Annotated in this window: 15 protein-coding genes; 12 read left to right on the plus strand and 3 right to left on the minus strand. The window is 38.2% G+C overall.

Features of this window, described 5'->3' with window-relative positions; genetic code table 11:
• Nucleotides 1–62 precede the first annotated feature (62 nt).
• The 8 genes from Q4597_RS13425 to Q4597_RS13460 are packed head-to-tail and all read left to right on the plus strand — an operon-like array spanning nt 63 to nt 6,220.
• Nucleotides 63–1,187 carry an NAD(P)/FAD-dependent oxidoreductase gene (locus Q4597_RS13425; protein WP_303406565.1) on the plus strand — a complete coding sequence of 375 codons (1,125 nt, stop codon included), beginning with the start codon at nt 63–65 and terminating at the stop codon, nt 1,185–1,187.
• Nucleotides 1,187–1,891, plus strand: a complete 705-nt coding sequence (locus Q4597_RS13430) for a methyltransferase domain-containing protein (RefSeq protein WP_303406566.1) — start codon at nt 1,187–1,189, stop codon at nt 1,889–1,891. Before Q4597_RS13425 ends, Q4597_RS13430 begins: the two co-directional genes overlap by 1 nt.
• A 16-nt stretch (nt 1,892–1,907) precedes the next feature.
• Nucleotides 1,908–2,963, plus strand: a complete 1,056-nt coding sequence (locus Q4597_RS13435) for a type III polyketide synthase (protein ID WP_303406567.1) — start codon at nt 1,908–1,910, stop codon at nt 2,961–2,963.
• Nucleotides 2,964–2,983: 20 nt separating this feature from the next.
• A complete protein-coding gene (locus Q4597_RS13440; RefSeq protein WP_303406568.1) occupies nt 2,984–3,763 on the plus strand; it encodes an SDR family oxidoreductase in 780 nt (259 codons plus the stop codon).
• Nucleotides 3,764–3,776: 13 nt separating this feature from the next.
• On the plus strand, nt 3,777–4,229 hold the full coding sequence (locus Q4597_RS13445; RefSeq protein WP_303406569.1) for a 3-hydroxyacyl-ACP dehydratase FabZ family protein: 453 nt from the start codon (nt 3,777–3,779) through the stop codon (nt 4,227–4,229).
• Nucleotides 4,222–5,496, plus strand: a complete 1,275-nt coding sequence (locus Q4597_RS13450) for a beta-ketoacyl synthase (RefSeq protein WP_303406570.1) — start codon at nt 4,222–4,224, stop codon at nt 5,494–5,496. Before Q4597_RS13445 ends, Q4597_RS13450 begins: the two co-directional genes overlap by 8 nt.
• A 36-nt stretch (nt 5,497–5,532) precedes the next feature.
• Nucleotides 5,533–5,787, plus strand: a complete 255-nt coding sequence (locus tag Q4597_RS13455; protein WP_289062654.1) for a phosphopantetheine-binding protein — start codon at nt 5,533–5,535, stop codon at nt 5,785–5,787.
• Between the two features lies 1 nt (nt 5,788).
• Entirely contained in the window at nt 5,789–6,220 is a 432-nt protein-coding gene (locus Q4597_RS13460) for a hypothetical protein (protein WP_303406571.1), read from the plus strand.
• Nucleotides 6,221–6,243: 23 nt separating this feature from the next.
• Here the strand turns inward: Q4597_RS13460 and Q4597_RS13465 are convergent, their stop codons facing one another.
• Nucleotides 6,244–7,206, minus strand: coding sequence for a TerC family protein (locus tag Q4597_RS13465; protein ID WP_215440423.1), 963 nt, complete (start codon nt 7,204–7,206; stop codon nt 6,244–6,246).
• 105 nt (nt 7,207–7,311) lie between these two features.
• Nucleotides 7,312–7,833, minus strand: a complete 522-nt coding sequence (locus tag Q4597_RS13470; protein WP_303406572.1) for a YceI family protein — start codon at nt 7,831–7,833, stop codon at nt 7,312–7,314.
• Nucleotides 7,834–7,975: 142 nt separating this feature from the next.
• Here Q4597_RS13470 and Q4597_RS13475 point away from each other — a divergent pair, with 142 nt between their 5' ends.
• From Q4597_RS13475 to Q4597_RS13485, 3 genes are all read left to right on the plus strand, one after another.
• Entirely contained in the window at nt 7,976–8,308 is a 333-nt protein-coding gene (locus Q4597_RS13475; RefSeq protein ID WP_303406573.1) for a hypothetical protein, read from the plus strand.
• A gap of 423 nt (nt 8,309–8,731) precedes the next feature.
• Complete coding sequence (locus Q4597_RS13480) at nt 8,732–9,070, plus strand: hypothetical protein (RefSeq protein ID WP_215440420.1); 339 nt, start codon at nt 8,732–8,734, stop codon at nt 9,068–9,070.
• A 131-nt stretch (nt 9,071–9,201) separates the two neighbouring features.
• Nucleotides 9,202–9,525, plus strand: a complete 324-nt coding sequence (locus Q4597_RS13485) for a hypothetical protein (RefSeq protein ID WP_303406574.1) — start codon at nt 9,202–9,204, stop codon at nt 9,523–9,525.
• 601 nt (nt 9,526–10,126) lie between these two features.
• Here the strand turns inward: Q4597_RS13485 and Q4597_RS13490 are convergent.
• On the minus strand, nt 10,127–10,657 hold the full coding sequence (locus tag Q4597_RS13490; protein ID WP_303406575.1) for a hypothetical protein: 531 nt from the start codon (nt 10,655–10,657) through the stop codon (nt 10,127–10,129).
• 742 nt (nt 10,658–11,399) lie between these two features.
• Here Q4597_RS13490 and Q4597_RS13495 point away from each other — a divergent pair.
• The gene (locus Q4597_RS13495) at nt 11,400–14,516 is read left to right on the plus strand and encodes a VPS10 domain-containing protein (protein ID WP_303406576.1); all 3,117 of its coding nucleotides are present in this window, start codon (nt 11,400–11,402) and stop codon (nt 14,514–14,516) included.
• The last annotated feature ends 60 nt before the right edge of the window (nt 14,517–14,576 follow it).

The following is a 14,576-nucleotide window of genomic DNA, read 5'->3' on the forward strand; positions in this document are numbered from 1 at the left end:
TTTATAAAAATACCGGCAGTTCATGTCGGTATTTTTTTTGTTTAATTAACTATCTTCCCCTAGTGGAGCAGTATGATGTTATTATAGTTGGAGGTGGTTTAGCGGGTTTAACAGCCGCTATTCATTTAGCGAAAGCGGACCATAGCGTTTTGGTTATTGAAAAGGAACCCTATCCACATCATAAAGTATGTGGCGAATATGTTTCCAACGAAGTGCTTCCGTATCTAAAAAGTCTAGGAATTGATTTAAAGCAATCTGGGGCGGTTTCAATTGAAACTTTAGAATTTTCGACGGTTACGGGAACCGTGCTAAACGCTAAATTACCTTTAGGAGGAACGGGAATCAGTCGTTATGCATTTGATGCTATGTTGTATAAAAGAGCAACGGAACTAGGAGTTGAATTTGTTTTTGAGAGCGCAACTTCTGTGGTTTTTCAAAAACCTGTATTTAAAATAGTTACATCAACAAATAAAACCTTTACTTCAAAAATAGTGATTGGTGCATATGGTAAAAGAAGTACTTTGGATAAGCAATTGAATCGAAATTTTATACAACAAAAATCATCTTGGCTAGCAGTTAAATGCCATTACCAGCTCAATGATTTTCCTGAAGATAAAGTCGGATTACACAATTTTAGAGGTGGTTATGGTGGACTCTCCAAAACTGAATCCGGTGCAGTAAATTTCTGTTATTTGGCATCCTACAATAGTTTTCAGCAAGAAAAGGATATTGAGCGTTTTAATAAACAGGTAGTTCAGGAGAACCCCATTTTAGAGAACTTCTTAAGCAAAGCCGAACCACTTTTTGAAAAACCGCTGACCATTGCCCAAATTTCCTTTCGATCCAAAAACCCGATAGAGGACCATGTTCTTATGTGTGGAGACACAGCGGGCCTAATTCATCCGCTCTGCGGTAATGGTATGGCCATGGCTATCCATAGCGCTAAAATTGCCTCGGAACTGATTCATGATTTTTTAACCGGAAAAGAAACTGACCGTACGAAGATGGAACGTGATTATGTTAAAGCATGGAACCGTACTTTTGAAAGAAGATTATGGTTGGGTAGGCGACTTCAATCGGTATTGCTAAATCCTAGTTTGGCAGATTGGGCCATAACATTGGTAGCAAAACAACCTTGGCTTTTGAGACAACTGATTAAGAACACGCACGGTAAACCAATTCAATAATGGGTAATTTTTCTAAAAGAAGTACTGAAACCGAGTTGATGGACGACCTGTCCCTAGATCAGACAGAGCTTAAAAAGGTTTTGTTGGATATTGACCGTGCCAATTCATTTTTAAACGGAAATAATCTAACTGTTCAGGCCGTACACAGCCTAATACAGGATAAAAATAAAAAATCATATACGATTTTAGATATGGGATGCGGCAATGGAAGCATGCTCAGAACGTTAGTTCTTTGGTCACGAAAGCATCATTTTAATTTGAAGTGTATTGGAGTGGACCTCAATGAAAAGAGTCTAGAAATTGCACGGGAGCAATCCCTTGAATTTCCAGAAATTCAATATATAAAACAGGATATTCTAGAACTGGAGCAAGATGAATTGCAGTGCGATATTTTGCTTTGCACCTTAACCATGCATCACTTTAAAAACCATGAAATTCCACAGTTTCTAAATCAGTTTTCAAAATTGAGCCGAATCGGTTTTATTATTAACGATTTGCAACGAAGTGCACTTTCATATCAACTTTTTAAACTGTTTAGTACTATTTTTATACGAACGAATATTGCCAAAAAAGACGGACTTACCTCCATTAAAAGTGGATTTCTTAAAAAGGAATTACAGGCATTTGCAGCAGAATTACCAAAAATGAAACATAGCATTACTAAAAAATGGGCTTTTAGAATTGTATGGGTAGCGCAACATTAACGACCGACTAAAATATATGAGCGAAGTACGAATAGTAAAAACGGTCAAGCAATTGCCCGATTATTGCAAGCCCACCGGAGAAATAATACCCTTGGTAAACCTTTGGCTTTCGGGTCAAGAAGACCGTTTCCGTAGAAAAGTCATTAAAATATTTGAAGGAGCGGCGGTTGATAAGCGCTACAGCATTATGAAACCTGAAGAGGTTTTTACGGCAACCTCGTTTGAGGAAAAAAATGCCATTTACATGCGTGAGGTCAAAAAATTGGGAAAAAAGGTCTTGGAAAAGGCCTTAAAAGCCAGTGATTGGGGGGCGGATTCACTGGATTATATCATTACCGTTAGCTGTACGGGCATTATGATTCCGTCGCTAGATGCGTATTTAATAAACGATGTAGGACTTAGACAAGATGTAGTGCGACTTCCGGTTACGGAGATGGGTTGTGCGGCCGGAGTTTCAGGATTGATATATGCACAGAACTTTTTAAGGTCCAATCCCGGTAAGCGCGCTGCAGTAATCGCAGTTGAAAGTCCCACGGCAACTTTTCAGCTTAATGATTTTTCTATGGTGAACATGGTCAGTGCCGCTATTTTTGGCGATGGCGCCTCTTGTGTCCTTTTATCCTCAGAGGAAAACGCCAGAGGCCCAAAAATAAAAGGAGGGGAAATGTACCATTTTACGGATGCTACGCACATGATGGGCTTTGATTTGACCAATCATGGGCTCAAGATGATTTTGGATATAACCGTACCGGAGACTATTTCGGCTCATTTCCCTAACATTGTACATCCTTTTTTGGAAAAGCACGGTACCTCTATTGAGGCGGTGGACCATCTTATTTTTCACCCTGGAGGGAAAAAAATTGTGCAAACGGTGGAAGAACTATTTGGGGCAATGGGAAAAAATATTGACGATACCCGGGAAGTACTACGCCAGTACGGAAATATGAGCAGTGCTACTGTTCTGTATGTCTTGGAGCGCTTTATGGAAAAAGATATTAAGGAGGGTGACCAAGGACTCATTCTTAGCTTTGGTCCAGGTTTTTCGGCGCAGCGTGTTCTATTGGAATGGTAAACGAATTTTAAAAATCAAACATGGCAAAACAATGGGTTCTTATTCTTGGCGGAAGCAGTGGTCTGGGTTTGGCAACTGCCAAAAAAATGGCAAGTCATGGATTTCATATTATTATAATTCATAGAGATAGAAGGTCTGATTTAAAGGAAATTAACGATAATTTTCAAGAAATCACTTCAAGGGGAGTGAAATTGCTAAGTTTCAATATTGATGCTACAAATGCGGAGAAAAGAAACGAAACCATTGATGCTATAAAGACTGCACTTTCTACTACAGGAAAGATAAAAATGATGGTTCATAGCATAGCCAAGGGGAGTTTAAAACCTATGGTATCGGATGATGGCATAACCTTGAATCATCAAGATTTTGAAATCACTTTAAACGCTATGGCATTGAGTCTTTATGATTGGACAAAAGCTATTTTTGAAGCCGATTTGTTCGATGAAGATACCCGTATCGTGGCTTTTACCAGTGAGGGAAGTACCAAGGCATGGGAAGGGTACGCCGCTGTTTCCGCGGCAAAAGCTACCCTTGAGGCGCTCACCCGAAGCATTGCGTTGGAATATGCTCCAAAGGGAATAAAAGCCAACTGTATTCAAGCAGGAACCACGGAAACAAAGGCTTTTGCCATGATTCCCAATAGTGAGACCTTAAAGAAAAGTGCGTTAGAGCGTAATCCCCATAATCGTTTAACTACCCCTGAAGATGTAGCCAATGCCGTTTATTTGCTCAGCAGGGATGAAGCTAAATGGATAACCGGAACTATAATTAAGGTTGATGGAGGTGAAAGCTTGCAATAGAAATTGACAGATTATGAACTATGACCACATAACCAATGTTTTGCCGTACACAGAACCTTTTTTGTTCGTTGATGAACTGACGGAGGTTACCGAAAATGGAGTGGTCGGGACTTATACCTTTCTTGAGGATTCATATTTTTATAAAGGGCATTTTAAAAACGTTCCTGTAACACCCGGTGTAATTCTAACGGAATGTTGTGCGCAAATAGGAGTCGTATGCTTGGGAATTTATCTTTTACAAAACGAAACCAAGTTGGCACCTACGGGAATGCAAATAGGTATGAGTAGTACACAAATGGAATTTCTATTACCGGTTAAACCGAATGAAAAAGTAACCGTGACCTCAAAACAAATATACTTTAGGTTCAATAAATTGAAGTGTTCTGTAAAAATGCATAATACGGAAGGGAAATTGGTCTGTACAGGCGAAATATCCGGAATGTTTAAAACCAGGGACCATGCGTAGAAGAGTGGTTGTAACAGGGCTAGGCGTTTGTGCTCCCAACGGAACGGGATTAGCTGCTTTTACCGAGGCAATGGCCTCGGGCCAAAGTGGCATTCGGTTTCAACCAGAGTTGGAACAGCTGGGGTTCGGTTGTCAGATTGCGGGGAAACCGGAGGTAAGCGATAAACTTCTATCGAATTACTTTACTCCCCTGCAACTACGCGGGCTCAGCGCTACGGGTATTATATACGGGGTTATTGCAGGAACCGATGCATGGAAAGATGCCGGTTTGGACATTGCCGAAAAGGATCAGGCAGATTGGGACAGCGGTATCATTTTTGGTTCCGGAACCTTGGGTGTGGATAAATTCCGCGAAGCCATTTATCAGATTGATGCCAAAAACGTTCGGCGTTTGGGAAGTACCAGCGTTGTTCAAACTATGGCAAGTGGCGTAAGTGCCTATTTGGGTGGTATTTTAGGCTGTGGAAACCAGGTTACCACCAACTCTTCCGCGTGCACAACAGGTACGGAAGGGGTTTTAATGGGGTATGAACGTATTGCGAACGGACAAGCAGAACGCATGTTAGTAGGAAGCTGTAGCGATAGCGGTCCTTACGTCTGGGCAGGTTTTGACGCCATGCGTATTCTTCCCAGAAATTATAACGATAACCCGGAAGCGGCCAGCAGACCTTTGAGTGCTAGTGCTGCAGGATTTGTTCCTGGAAGTGGGGCAGGGGCCTTAGTTCTAGAATCTCTAGAAAGCGCTCAAGCCCGTGGCGCAAAGATTTATGCCGAAATCTTAGGGGGTGCCGTAAACAGTGGCGGCCAGCGTGGCGATGGTACTATGACCGCTCCCAATAGCGAAGCCGTACAACGTTGTATTGGTCAAGCGGTACGGAATTCTGGCATTCAAAATTCTGATATAGATGTGATCAATGGGCATTTGACGGCTACGAGTAAAGATGCGCTGGAAATTGCCAACTGGAGTACGGCTTTGGAGCGCTCTGGTAGTGATTTTCCCTTTATCAATTCATTTAAAGGAATGTTCGGGCATTGCTTATCGGCGGCGGGGAGTATTGAATGTGTAGCTGCATTGCTTCAGTTTAACACCTCTCAAACCTTTGGAAATGTGAACTGTACGGACTTACACCCGGAAATTACGGACCTGATAGCTTCTGATTGTATTCCACAGAAAACCATTCCACATCAACCTACCGTTTTAGCAAAAGCAAGTTTCGGTTTTGGAGATGTAAATGCTTGTGTTATTTTTAAACGATTTAATTCCTAAAACCAGAAGTCCACACAGTTTTATCGACCTAACAACATGAACGAAGAAACAAAATACAATAAACTCAAGGATATTATAAAGGTGTATCTGCCCGAAGATGTTTCGGTAGATGCCATTACTTTAGAGAGCAATTTCATAAGTGAACTCAATATAAATTCCGCTAATTTGGTGGACATTGTTCTGGACGTTGAGGACGAGTTTGACATCATGCTCGAAAATGACGATATGGACCAAATGCAAACGGTAAAGGACGCACTTTCCATTATTGATGCTAAACTTGAAGCCAAGTAAAATGATATCTGATTTCTGGAGTTGGGCGAAACCTAAGTTATTAGCAGATAAGCGATTACTTGTGCTGTATTGTATTGTTTATTTCAGTTGGGGAATGGTCATGAACTGGTTTGGAGCCACGGTAGAAATTGCCAAATTCACCTATTGGTGGCAAGTAATCACTTGCTACATTTTATATATGGTTCCCATATCCTTATTACTTAGGAATCTCCCTTTTCATACCCAATATGCTTACGGACTTGTGGCTATGGGTTTTCTGGAATTTGGTGGGTATTATTTTGAAACTTCGTATGCCTACCCAAACAATCTTATGGACCAGTTCTTTGGTATCCGGAACTTTAGTTTAGGCATGGCATTGTTCTTTGCCCTGTATTTTCCTTTGGGCAATTGGGCCGTAGAAAAGCTGTACAAAAACCTGTTTAAGCGGTCTTAATATTCAATTGAAACCTTTCTTGATTAATTTTCCGGTTCTATTCCTTTCTTTTTCTTTTCAGGAATCAATAATGAGGCTGCAATCCCGGAAAGCAACGCTACGGATATTACCGCAAGGGATAACCATTCCGGCAATTCCACTTGATGGGAGAACAACATTTTAAGTCCCACAAAGGCTAAAATAACCACTAAACTGTAATTGATATAACGGAACTTTTCCAGCATTCTGGAAATTAAAAAATACATGGACCGCAGGCCTAGAATCGCCAAAATATTGGAGCTAAAAACAATAAATGGGTCGGCCGTGATGGCTAAAATAGCGGGAATACTGTCCAAAGCGAACAATACATCCGTAAGTTCAATAACCACTAAGGCCACGAAAAGGGGAGTAGCGGCACGCAAACCTTTCAGTCTTACAAAAAAGTCATGTCCGTGAAAGTCAGATGTTATCGGGTAAATTTTTCCTATTTGCTTGAATATCCATGAATCCTTGGGCTTAAAGTTTTCGTCATCGCCCTTAAGCATCTTAAAAGCCGTCCATAAAAGGAACACCCCAAAGACATAAATAATCCACTCAAATTTGGTAATCAGTGCCACACCAAAGAGAATCATCAACCCTCTAAAAACAATGGCCCCAAGAATACCCCAAAAAAGCACTCGGTGTTGGTACAGTGCGGGAATTTTAAACGCGGAAAATATAACCGCAATAACAAATACGTTGTCTATGCTCAGGGACAGTTCTATAAGGTAACCTGTAACGTATTTTAGAACCGCATTATTTGGGGTTAGATTGGTAGGGTTTTCCACCAAACCTTGACTAAAGAGCCAGTAAATGACCCCACTGAACGCCATAGCCACGGACACCCAAACGGTAGTCCAGATGGCGGCTTCCTTGGTTTTAATAACGTGTTCGTTCTTGTTAAATACGCCTAAATCCAGCGCAAGAAAAACAATGATCAAAGCAATAAAAAGAATCCAGACCCACATATAATGCATTTTTACGCCTGCGAAGATACTTCATTTTCACACTCGTTTCAGGCGCATTTGCAAAAGCCTTTGATTCAATTCAAAAGAAGCGGAGTTTAGAATGATTTAGTTGCTCAAATCAAGAGTTAAGGTCACATCTACCTTATTATCTTGGCGCTCCTTTTTAATATCAATTCCAAAATCCGATGAAAATAGAGTAGTGGTCCCCACGAGTTTGGAGGCCTGTTCTGTAAAGTTGAAGCTAATGGTTTTAGCGGTTCCTTTCAAGGTAAGTGTTCCGGTAACGGTAAACCCGTTGCTAGTTTTGGTAATTTGGGTACTTTCAAAAGTAATAGTGGGATAGGTGTCCGCATCAAAATATTTCCCGCTCTTTAAGGACCAATCCCTGAGGAAATTCCCTGTTTTAATGGTTTCGACTTGTATGGCGCCTTTGAAACTGGATTCCGTTATACGGTCTGGATAAATTTTGGAAGAAGATTCAAACCCGGACAAACTGCCTTCAACATCCTTTGAAATAAAATGAAAGTTGATTTTTGCCGAAGCGATGGAAACCTGGTCCTGTGCCTGAAGCGAACCACTAAAAAACGAGAGACCAATAACTAGGAGCAGTATGAATTTGACACGCATGATATTCTAGGTTTTGAAAATAAGTTAGTATAAATTACCGATAATATGAACAAATTTATCGCTGTAAACAGAATCTGAGGTGCAAAATAGTACTGTTTTGGGTAAATCACTATCTTTATAAAAGAACTAATATGAAGTAATTATGAAAAACCCCCTTTTTATGATAGCTGCCTGCGTTCTTGTAGGTACATGCGGATTGTCTGCACAAGAGATCAAAGAAAAAAAATCTGAGATCACGAAATATACGGTCATGGAACGTTTTGAACCCAAAGCCATCCTAACCGTAGAGGAGCGTATGAAATTAAGGGAAGAACGGATAGCTAAAACAGAACGTAGACGTGAAATATTGGATACATTGGATATTTCCGAACGAAAAAGACAACGATTGCTTGAAGATTTGATCACCGAGCCCTTTTCTAACCGGTTGAACCGGACCATGGCCGAAATTGAATTTGAAGACGAAGAATTAGAGTAAAGACCACCTAAACTAGAATACCTTCATGGAGCGCACTGCTTTATGAGGGTATTTTTTTGCTGTTCACTTCACTTTTTTGACCTTTTAAGCTGAATTTTAGCTAATTCCAGAAGTGAAAATTGAGTCCCTTTTGGTCTAAAATGAAATTTTAACACTTTTAGCATTGAAAAATACGATTTTGAGCAAACCATGCTACTGGTTAATTTTTATTGATGAAAGACGGTCATGAACAACTAGAACCCAGTAGTTTAGCTGTTAATAACTTTTGGATAAAAACTGAAAATGGACTGAGGACATAGTATAGCAAAGAACATTAATTTAATGTTAAAGTCTGATTATATGATAGTTAAGTCTAAAATTGTAGGATTTTTTTTATAACTTAGAGTAACACAGTTTATCTCAACAACCCAAAATCCTGCACCTATGACAACAACTCAACAGCCCGCATCAAGAGTAGAGGAAAATGACAAAAATGCTATTGTCGTAAGACTCGAACGCAACCAAAAAGATTTGGTACAATTACGGACCAAGCTCAATTCTTACCGTTGCGAACCAAAAACCTATTCACTTTATGAACGAATAGAAACCTTACGGACTACAATGGATTCCTTAACCCATTCTAACCGTGAGATCATTAACTCCTTAAAAGACACCCGTAAAACCGTAAATGTTCATTTGGAACGCGCTAAAAGACAGCTTACGGAATTTAGAAGATTAAATGACGGTGTGGCCGAATACCTGGACATTTGCACCAGCCACTAGTACTTTATGTGGTTGATTTTTAAGTAAATGTAAATGTTAAGTTAATTAATAATTTGCAGCAATTTTCTGCCTATTTGTAGTGTATCTTTGAAGACGAAAAAATCAAGGATACACTATAGATTAGGTTTGATATGGAAGGAACATTTACGAGGCAAGAAGACATTCAAACCACGGAACTACAATTACAAAGATTAGAACGAAATTTAAAGGTTGTAGCGCAGCTGTACGCCAAATTATGTTCTTATATGTGTGAACCGCAAACGTATGACCAGTTCATGCGTTTGGATGATTTAAAAGCCGAAGCCCGAATCTTACGGGATACCAACAAAAACATTAGCCAAAAGTTACGTCAAGACCCAAATGCCTCAGCACGTTGTTACCGTCTCTTCTTAAATTACGTACAAGGCTTTGACGTGTTCGTAAAAGACGTGGACCGTTACGTAAAGAGCGTATAACATTACATTTTAATTACAATGGTTTGAACGAAAGGATAGTGGTGTTTAAAATATTCTATTTTACATAATATAAATTATAGTACAGATTGGTGTATGTCGTAAAACGGCGCATGCTTGTATTTGATATTATATCAAAGCCGTTTTACTGGAATGATTATTAAAAATTGTATTGAAAGCAGCCCGTTAGGTTTGTTCAAAACTCCCGTATTCGAGGAAATGAGTGCAAGATTTTTTTCTAGAGGATTCTCGCCAACTTGCCGCAACTGTCGGCGTCCATTTAAAATTATGTAGTTGATATTTTAAAATATGGATGATTGTTATTCTTCACTGAATTCAAACACTTAAATATTAGTAAGTTAAATTTCAAAAATCATGAAAAAATTCGTGAAAAATACATGAAATTTGTCTTCATCAAGCTTAAATGAATTTAGCATTTTTCATGAATTGAATATGCATAACCAAGCCTATGGATTTTATTTGAGAAACTGCCGCTGTAATGTTCATTAGGCCAAACAAAGTATAAGTAATATGCTGTATATCCCATAGTTAAAATTTTAATTATGCGAATACTACCTCTATTAATTAAAAAAGCTAAATCTACTTAGCGATTCCGCTCATATGGTCTAATAAAACTCTCTAAATTACCTGAGATTTCTCCGCTGCTCTCCAAATGGAAGATTCCCCCCACCTTATGCTCGAATGTCGGTAGATTTTTCCTATCGTTCCCGGTAATTTGCTTTTCGCCCTGAACTATCCAAACCAAGCTAAATTTTGACTGGTTGAGATACCCCAAAAGATAATCCTTTCTCATTAAAAGACATGCCGGTCCCTTTTGATGGACAGAAGGGTCGTAACAAACAATTTCCTCGTTCTGCGAGCTATAGGCACCTTCTATTCTGGATGGTTTTAAGCCCAAAGACAGGATGAAAGCTGGCTTGTGATACGCAATTGTTTCCGATTTTGAACAATCAAATTCTTCTTCCCACATATAGTATTGTGTTGTATGGAATGCGTTGGCTATTTTCTTTCCCGATTTATCATAAAGGTCATTAGGCAAAGCCTCGCCCCCGTAGTACGGCCTTGTTTGAAAAAAAAGATTGGCTGGAGACCAGAAGTATTCACGACTAAACACTTGGTACCTGTTGGAAATATTTGGAAACCAATCGCCCCATGATGCGCTTTCCGCATCAATTTTAAGAATTTTAGGTGCTTTGGAGGAAGTTAAATATAAAAAAAATTAACAAGAATCCAATTACGGTTTTCCGTAGAGTATTTAAATTTGTAGTAAAATACCATTCCACACACATTGCCTTCCCTCCTGCTATCGGTCAGTTAATAAGTGTTCCATTATCTTTTAAGAAGAATATTTGTAGTAAGAAAAAAATCAATGAAGCTGGTAACAACTTTCGCTTTTAACCAAAGCTCAAGTTACATAACGCAGAACATTATAGTACAAATTGGTATATGTCGTAAAACGGCGCATGCTTGCATTTGATATAATATCAGATATGACGCCTTTAGGTTCATATCGTCAGATATTATGTCAAAGCCGTTTTACTGGAATGGCACTTAATGGCTGTAAGTCATAATTCTATTATGTACGGAATATTTCAAAAGATTAAGAATCTTTTGAAATTTAGCGAGCTGATGCGGCTGGCAATTCCGTACATTCAGTCATTCAGTTTAAACGTGAATGCTACGCATTTGCCGCACAGCCAAACGCTCGATTGCTTTATAAAATCAAAATGCTCAGGCACAATTTATGTTATACGCAATTCTTTAGTATTTCACGTGAAAATAAATTACTGAATATCAGTATGCACAGCTGGGTTATTTATATATTTGTTTACTACACAACCATTACATTCCCCAAAATGAAGCACGTTTTTCTTTTGATTTCATTTCTGTTTTTGTCTGGTTTAAATGCTCAGATTGTTACTAAAAAGCAGAATAAAACATATAAACATATTATTGAAACTTCTAAAACCAAGAGTTTTCAATCTTTAGTAAATGAAATTGACTCGTATTATTCAACGCCTTTAAAGCAGGAACGAAAAGATTTCAAGAAATATATGCGATGGAGAACATTTGCTGAAAATAGATTGGATGCCAATGGTGAAATTGCAAATGTTGGTCAACTGAATTATGAGGCTGCTTTAGAACAAAATATAAAGTTAAAAAAAGCTAATAAGCTTGCATTAAAATCTGCAAAGAACGGGGATGTACTACAATGGGAAAATGTTATACATGAAGCACCAAAAGAACGTGGTAGGGTTGATTGTGTTGCTGTAGATCCTTCCAACCCAGATATTATTTACGCAGGAGCGAATACCGGTGGTGTATGGAAAACTATAGATGGTGGTTTAAACTGGATACCATTAACTGACAATTTGCCAACGCTAGGTACAACCAGTATCGTAATAGACCCTAATTCTCCGGTTAATAGTCGAAAAATCTATGTACTTGTTGGTGACGGAGGATGGGGAAATCAATATCATAGTACAGGCTTATATGTTTCAAACGATAGTGGGGTCACATGGTCTCCGATGAGTTTGCAATTCGATGAGACCGTTAATTGGCCCTCCGCGCGAAAATTAGTTATGGACCCAATGAATTCGGAAATACTGTATGCCGTATTTTGGACATCAATTTACAAGACATTAGATGGAGGAAATACATGGACAAAGTTGGCTATAAGTAATACTCAGAATTATGGTTTTTTTGACATGGAAATTTGCCCTGATAATAGCGATACGTTATATGTTGTGGAGCGTGATCAAATATTTCATAGGTCTATTGATGGTGGAAATACTTGGATTACTTCAACTATGCCTGGAGATACAGTAACTAGTGGTGCGCAAACCGGAATTGCAGTTACACCAGCTAATCCAAATGTGGTGTACTATTTAAGTATGGAACCCTATGGTACCGATAATTCTAAATTTCATGGAATTTACAAGTCAACCGATAAAGGACAAACATTTTCTTTATTCGAAGATGATATGCCCGATCCTTGGTTTTTAATTCAAAAATATGGAATGGCTGAAATTGCTGTTTCTCCAACAAATGAAAATGATATTTTCACGGGGAGCTACTTTACGCATAGGTATAATTCAAGCACAGGTAATTTAGAGGCTATTGATAGTCAAAACGCACATGTTGATGTTAGGGGTTTGTACTTTATAGATGGGCGGTTATTTAGCTGTAATGATGGTGGTCTTGATATGACCACCGATTTTGAAAATTGGGAAGATTTGTCTAGCGGTATGTTGATTAAACAAATTTATGAGGTTGATACAGATAATAATGATTCAAAGAAAATACTTCTGGGCACCCAAGATAATGGGTTCTCTTATGTAAATAATGGTAGTGAAGATGTTCTTGCTATTGGTGATGTTTACTATGTTGCTGCTTCAAAATTGTTTGATCGTGTGTATTTTAATATCAATTATAGAAATATAGGTGGTGCAAATACAAATCCTAACGAATTGAAAAAAATTGAACCCAAAAACGTAGGTAGTGGCCCAATGCTTGTTTATGATTCGTATTCGCAAGATGGACTAGATACCGACGTTTTATTAGTAGCGGATGGAAATGATATAAAAAGAATTTTTATAGACCAAGATTTTAATTTTAATTGGCAAAATTTAAGTAATGGTCAGTTTAGTGACGGAAATATACGTTGGGTAGGTTTTGATGTTTCTGAAACAAATAAGAATTCTTTTTATGGTGTTTCTGCAAATGGCAATAATTGGAATTTAATAGTGAAATCTGATAATTTGCTTGACACCCAACCCATATTTACAGATATTTCAGATACTTTTCCGGAGATTGAAAACAAATTGACAAGTGTAGTAATGAGTGACAACCAAACTGAAAAAGTTTGGCTGGCTTGTGGAGGATACTCCGCTAGTGAGAAAACATTTTATTCTAATGATGGCGGGCAAAATTGGGTAAATATGTCCAAAGGATTGCCTAATACACCCGTAAATACTTTAGCGTATCAAAAACTAGAAGATGCGGATGTTATTTATGCAGGAACCGATATAGGAGTTTATTACTTTATTAACGATTTAAGCAGAACATGGCAACCTTATTGCCTTGAAACCTTACCGACTACTATTATAAATTCACTAAAATATAACAGTAATGATGGACTACTGACGGCAGGAACTTTTGGGCGTGGAGTTTGGCAAATTGAAGCTCTTTCTGAGGTGCCTAATAGCCTTGACATTAGTCCTGAAACCCAGAATGTTGGTGTTACTTCGGGTACCATAACCTACAGTGTTTCCTCAAATGTTGATTGGAATGTGAGTGAAAGTTCTGATTGGCTGGAAGCAGTTAAAACGAATGACACTACACTGACTGTAACGTATGATGAAAATATAATTACAGAAAATAGGACAGCAACAATATCGATTTCGGGTGGTGAACTTACCAATGAAATATTAGTAATACAAAACGGTATAACTCCAAGTTTAGTGGTTTCCCCAGAAACCCTAACCGTAACTACCGATGCAGGTTCTGAAACTTATAGTGTTGCTTCAAATGTGGATTGGGATGTAAGTGAAAGTGCGGATTGGTTAACGGTGGTTAAGACCAATGAGAATACCTTCACCGTAAATTATGACGAAAATATTAGTCAGGAAATGCGAATGGCAACAATTAACATTACAGCTGATACTATATCAAGAATCATAAGTATTGAACAAAACTTTGTAGAAGATGATTTTTTTAATGAAAGTGAAATTACCATTCATCCGAACCCGACCAGTAGTAAGTTTTATATTAAATCGAATAAAAATATAACTTCTGAATTTGATGTTAATATTTATGATCTTACCGGAAAGAAAGTTGTTTCAATAAAAGCAAATGAACTGCTTTCTGATGAACCATTGGAAGTTAATATTTCCCGCTTACAAGCAGGACTATATGTTGTTAAGTTAAATAATATCGAAATTGAAACACTTAAAAAAGTTTTGAAAAAGTAGCGAGTAATTTATAGTTGTAAAATTCGTAGGTTTAATTGCTTCGATTTTCATTTCACTTAG

Source organism: Zobellia sp. 1_MG-2023 (assembly GCF_030549125.1).
GTDB lineage: Bacteria > Bacteroidota > Bacteroidia > Flavobacteriales > Flavobacteriaceae > Zobellia > Zobellia russellii.

Coding starts and splice junctions, on each gene's coding strand:
- Q4597_RS13455 (WP_289062654.1), top strand. CDS start 5,533: ATGAACGAAGAAACAAAATACAATAAACTCAAGGATATTATAAAGGTG.
- Q4597_RS13480 (WP_215440420.1), top strand. CDS start 8,732: ATGACAACAACTCAACAGCCCGCATCAAGAGTAGAGGAAAATGACAAA.
- Q4597_RS13435 (WP_303406567.1), top strand. CDS start 1,908: ATGAGCGAAGTACGAATAGTAAAAACGGTCAAGCAATTGCCCGATTAT.
- Q4597_RS13470 (WP_303406572.1), bottom strand. CDS start 7,833: ATGCGTGTCAAATTCATACTGCTCCTAGTTATTGGTCTCTCGTTTTTT.
- Q4597_RS13465 (WP_215440423.1), bottom strand. CDS start 7,206: ATGTGGGTCTGGATTCTTTTTATTGCTTTGATCATTGTTTTTCTTGCG.
- Q4597_RS13475 (WP_303406573.1), top strand. CDS start 7,976: ATGAAAAACCCCCTTTTTATGATAGCTGCCTGCGTTCTTGTAGGTACA.
- Q4597_RS13445 (WP_303406569.1), top strand. CDS start 3,777: ATGAACTATGACCACATAACCAATGTTTTGCCGTACACAGAACCTTTT.
- Q4597_RS13430 (WP_303406566.1), top strand. CDS start 1,187: ATGGGTAATTTTTCTAAAAGAAGTACTGAAACCGAGTTGATGGACGAC.
- Q4597_RS13485 (WP_303406574.1), top strand. CDS start 9,202: ATGGAAGGAACATTTACGAGGCAAGAAGACATTCAAACCACGGAACTA.
- Q4597_RS13450 (WP_303406570.1), top strand. CDS start 4,222: ATGCGTAGAAGAGTGGTTGTAACAGGGCTAGGCGTTTGTGCTCCCAAC.
- Q4597_RS13440 (WP_303406568.1), top strand. CDS start 2,984: ATGGCAAAACAATGGGTTCTTATTCTTGGCGGAAGCAGTGGTCTGGGT.
- Q4597_RS13495 (WP_303406576.1), top strand. CDS start 11,400: ATGAAGCACGTTTTTCTTTTGATTTCATTTCTGTTTTTGTCTGGTTTA.
- Q4597_RS13460 (WP_303406571.1), top strand. CDS start 5,789: ATGATATCTGATTTCTGGAGTTGGGCGAAACCTAAGTTATTAGCAGAT.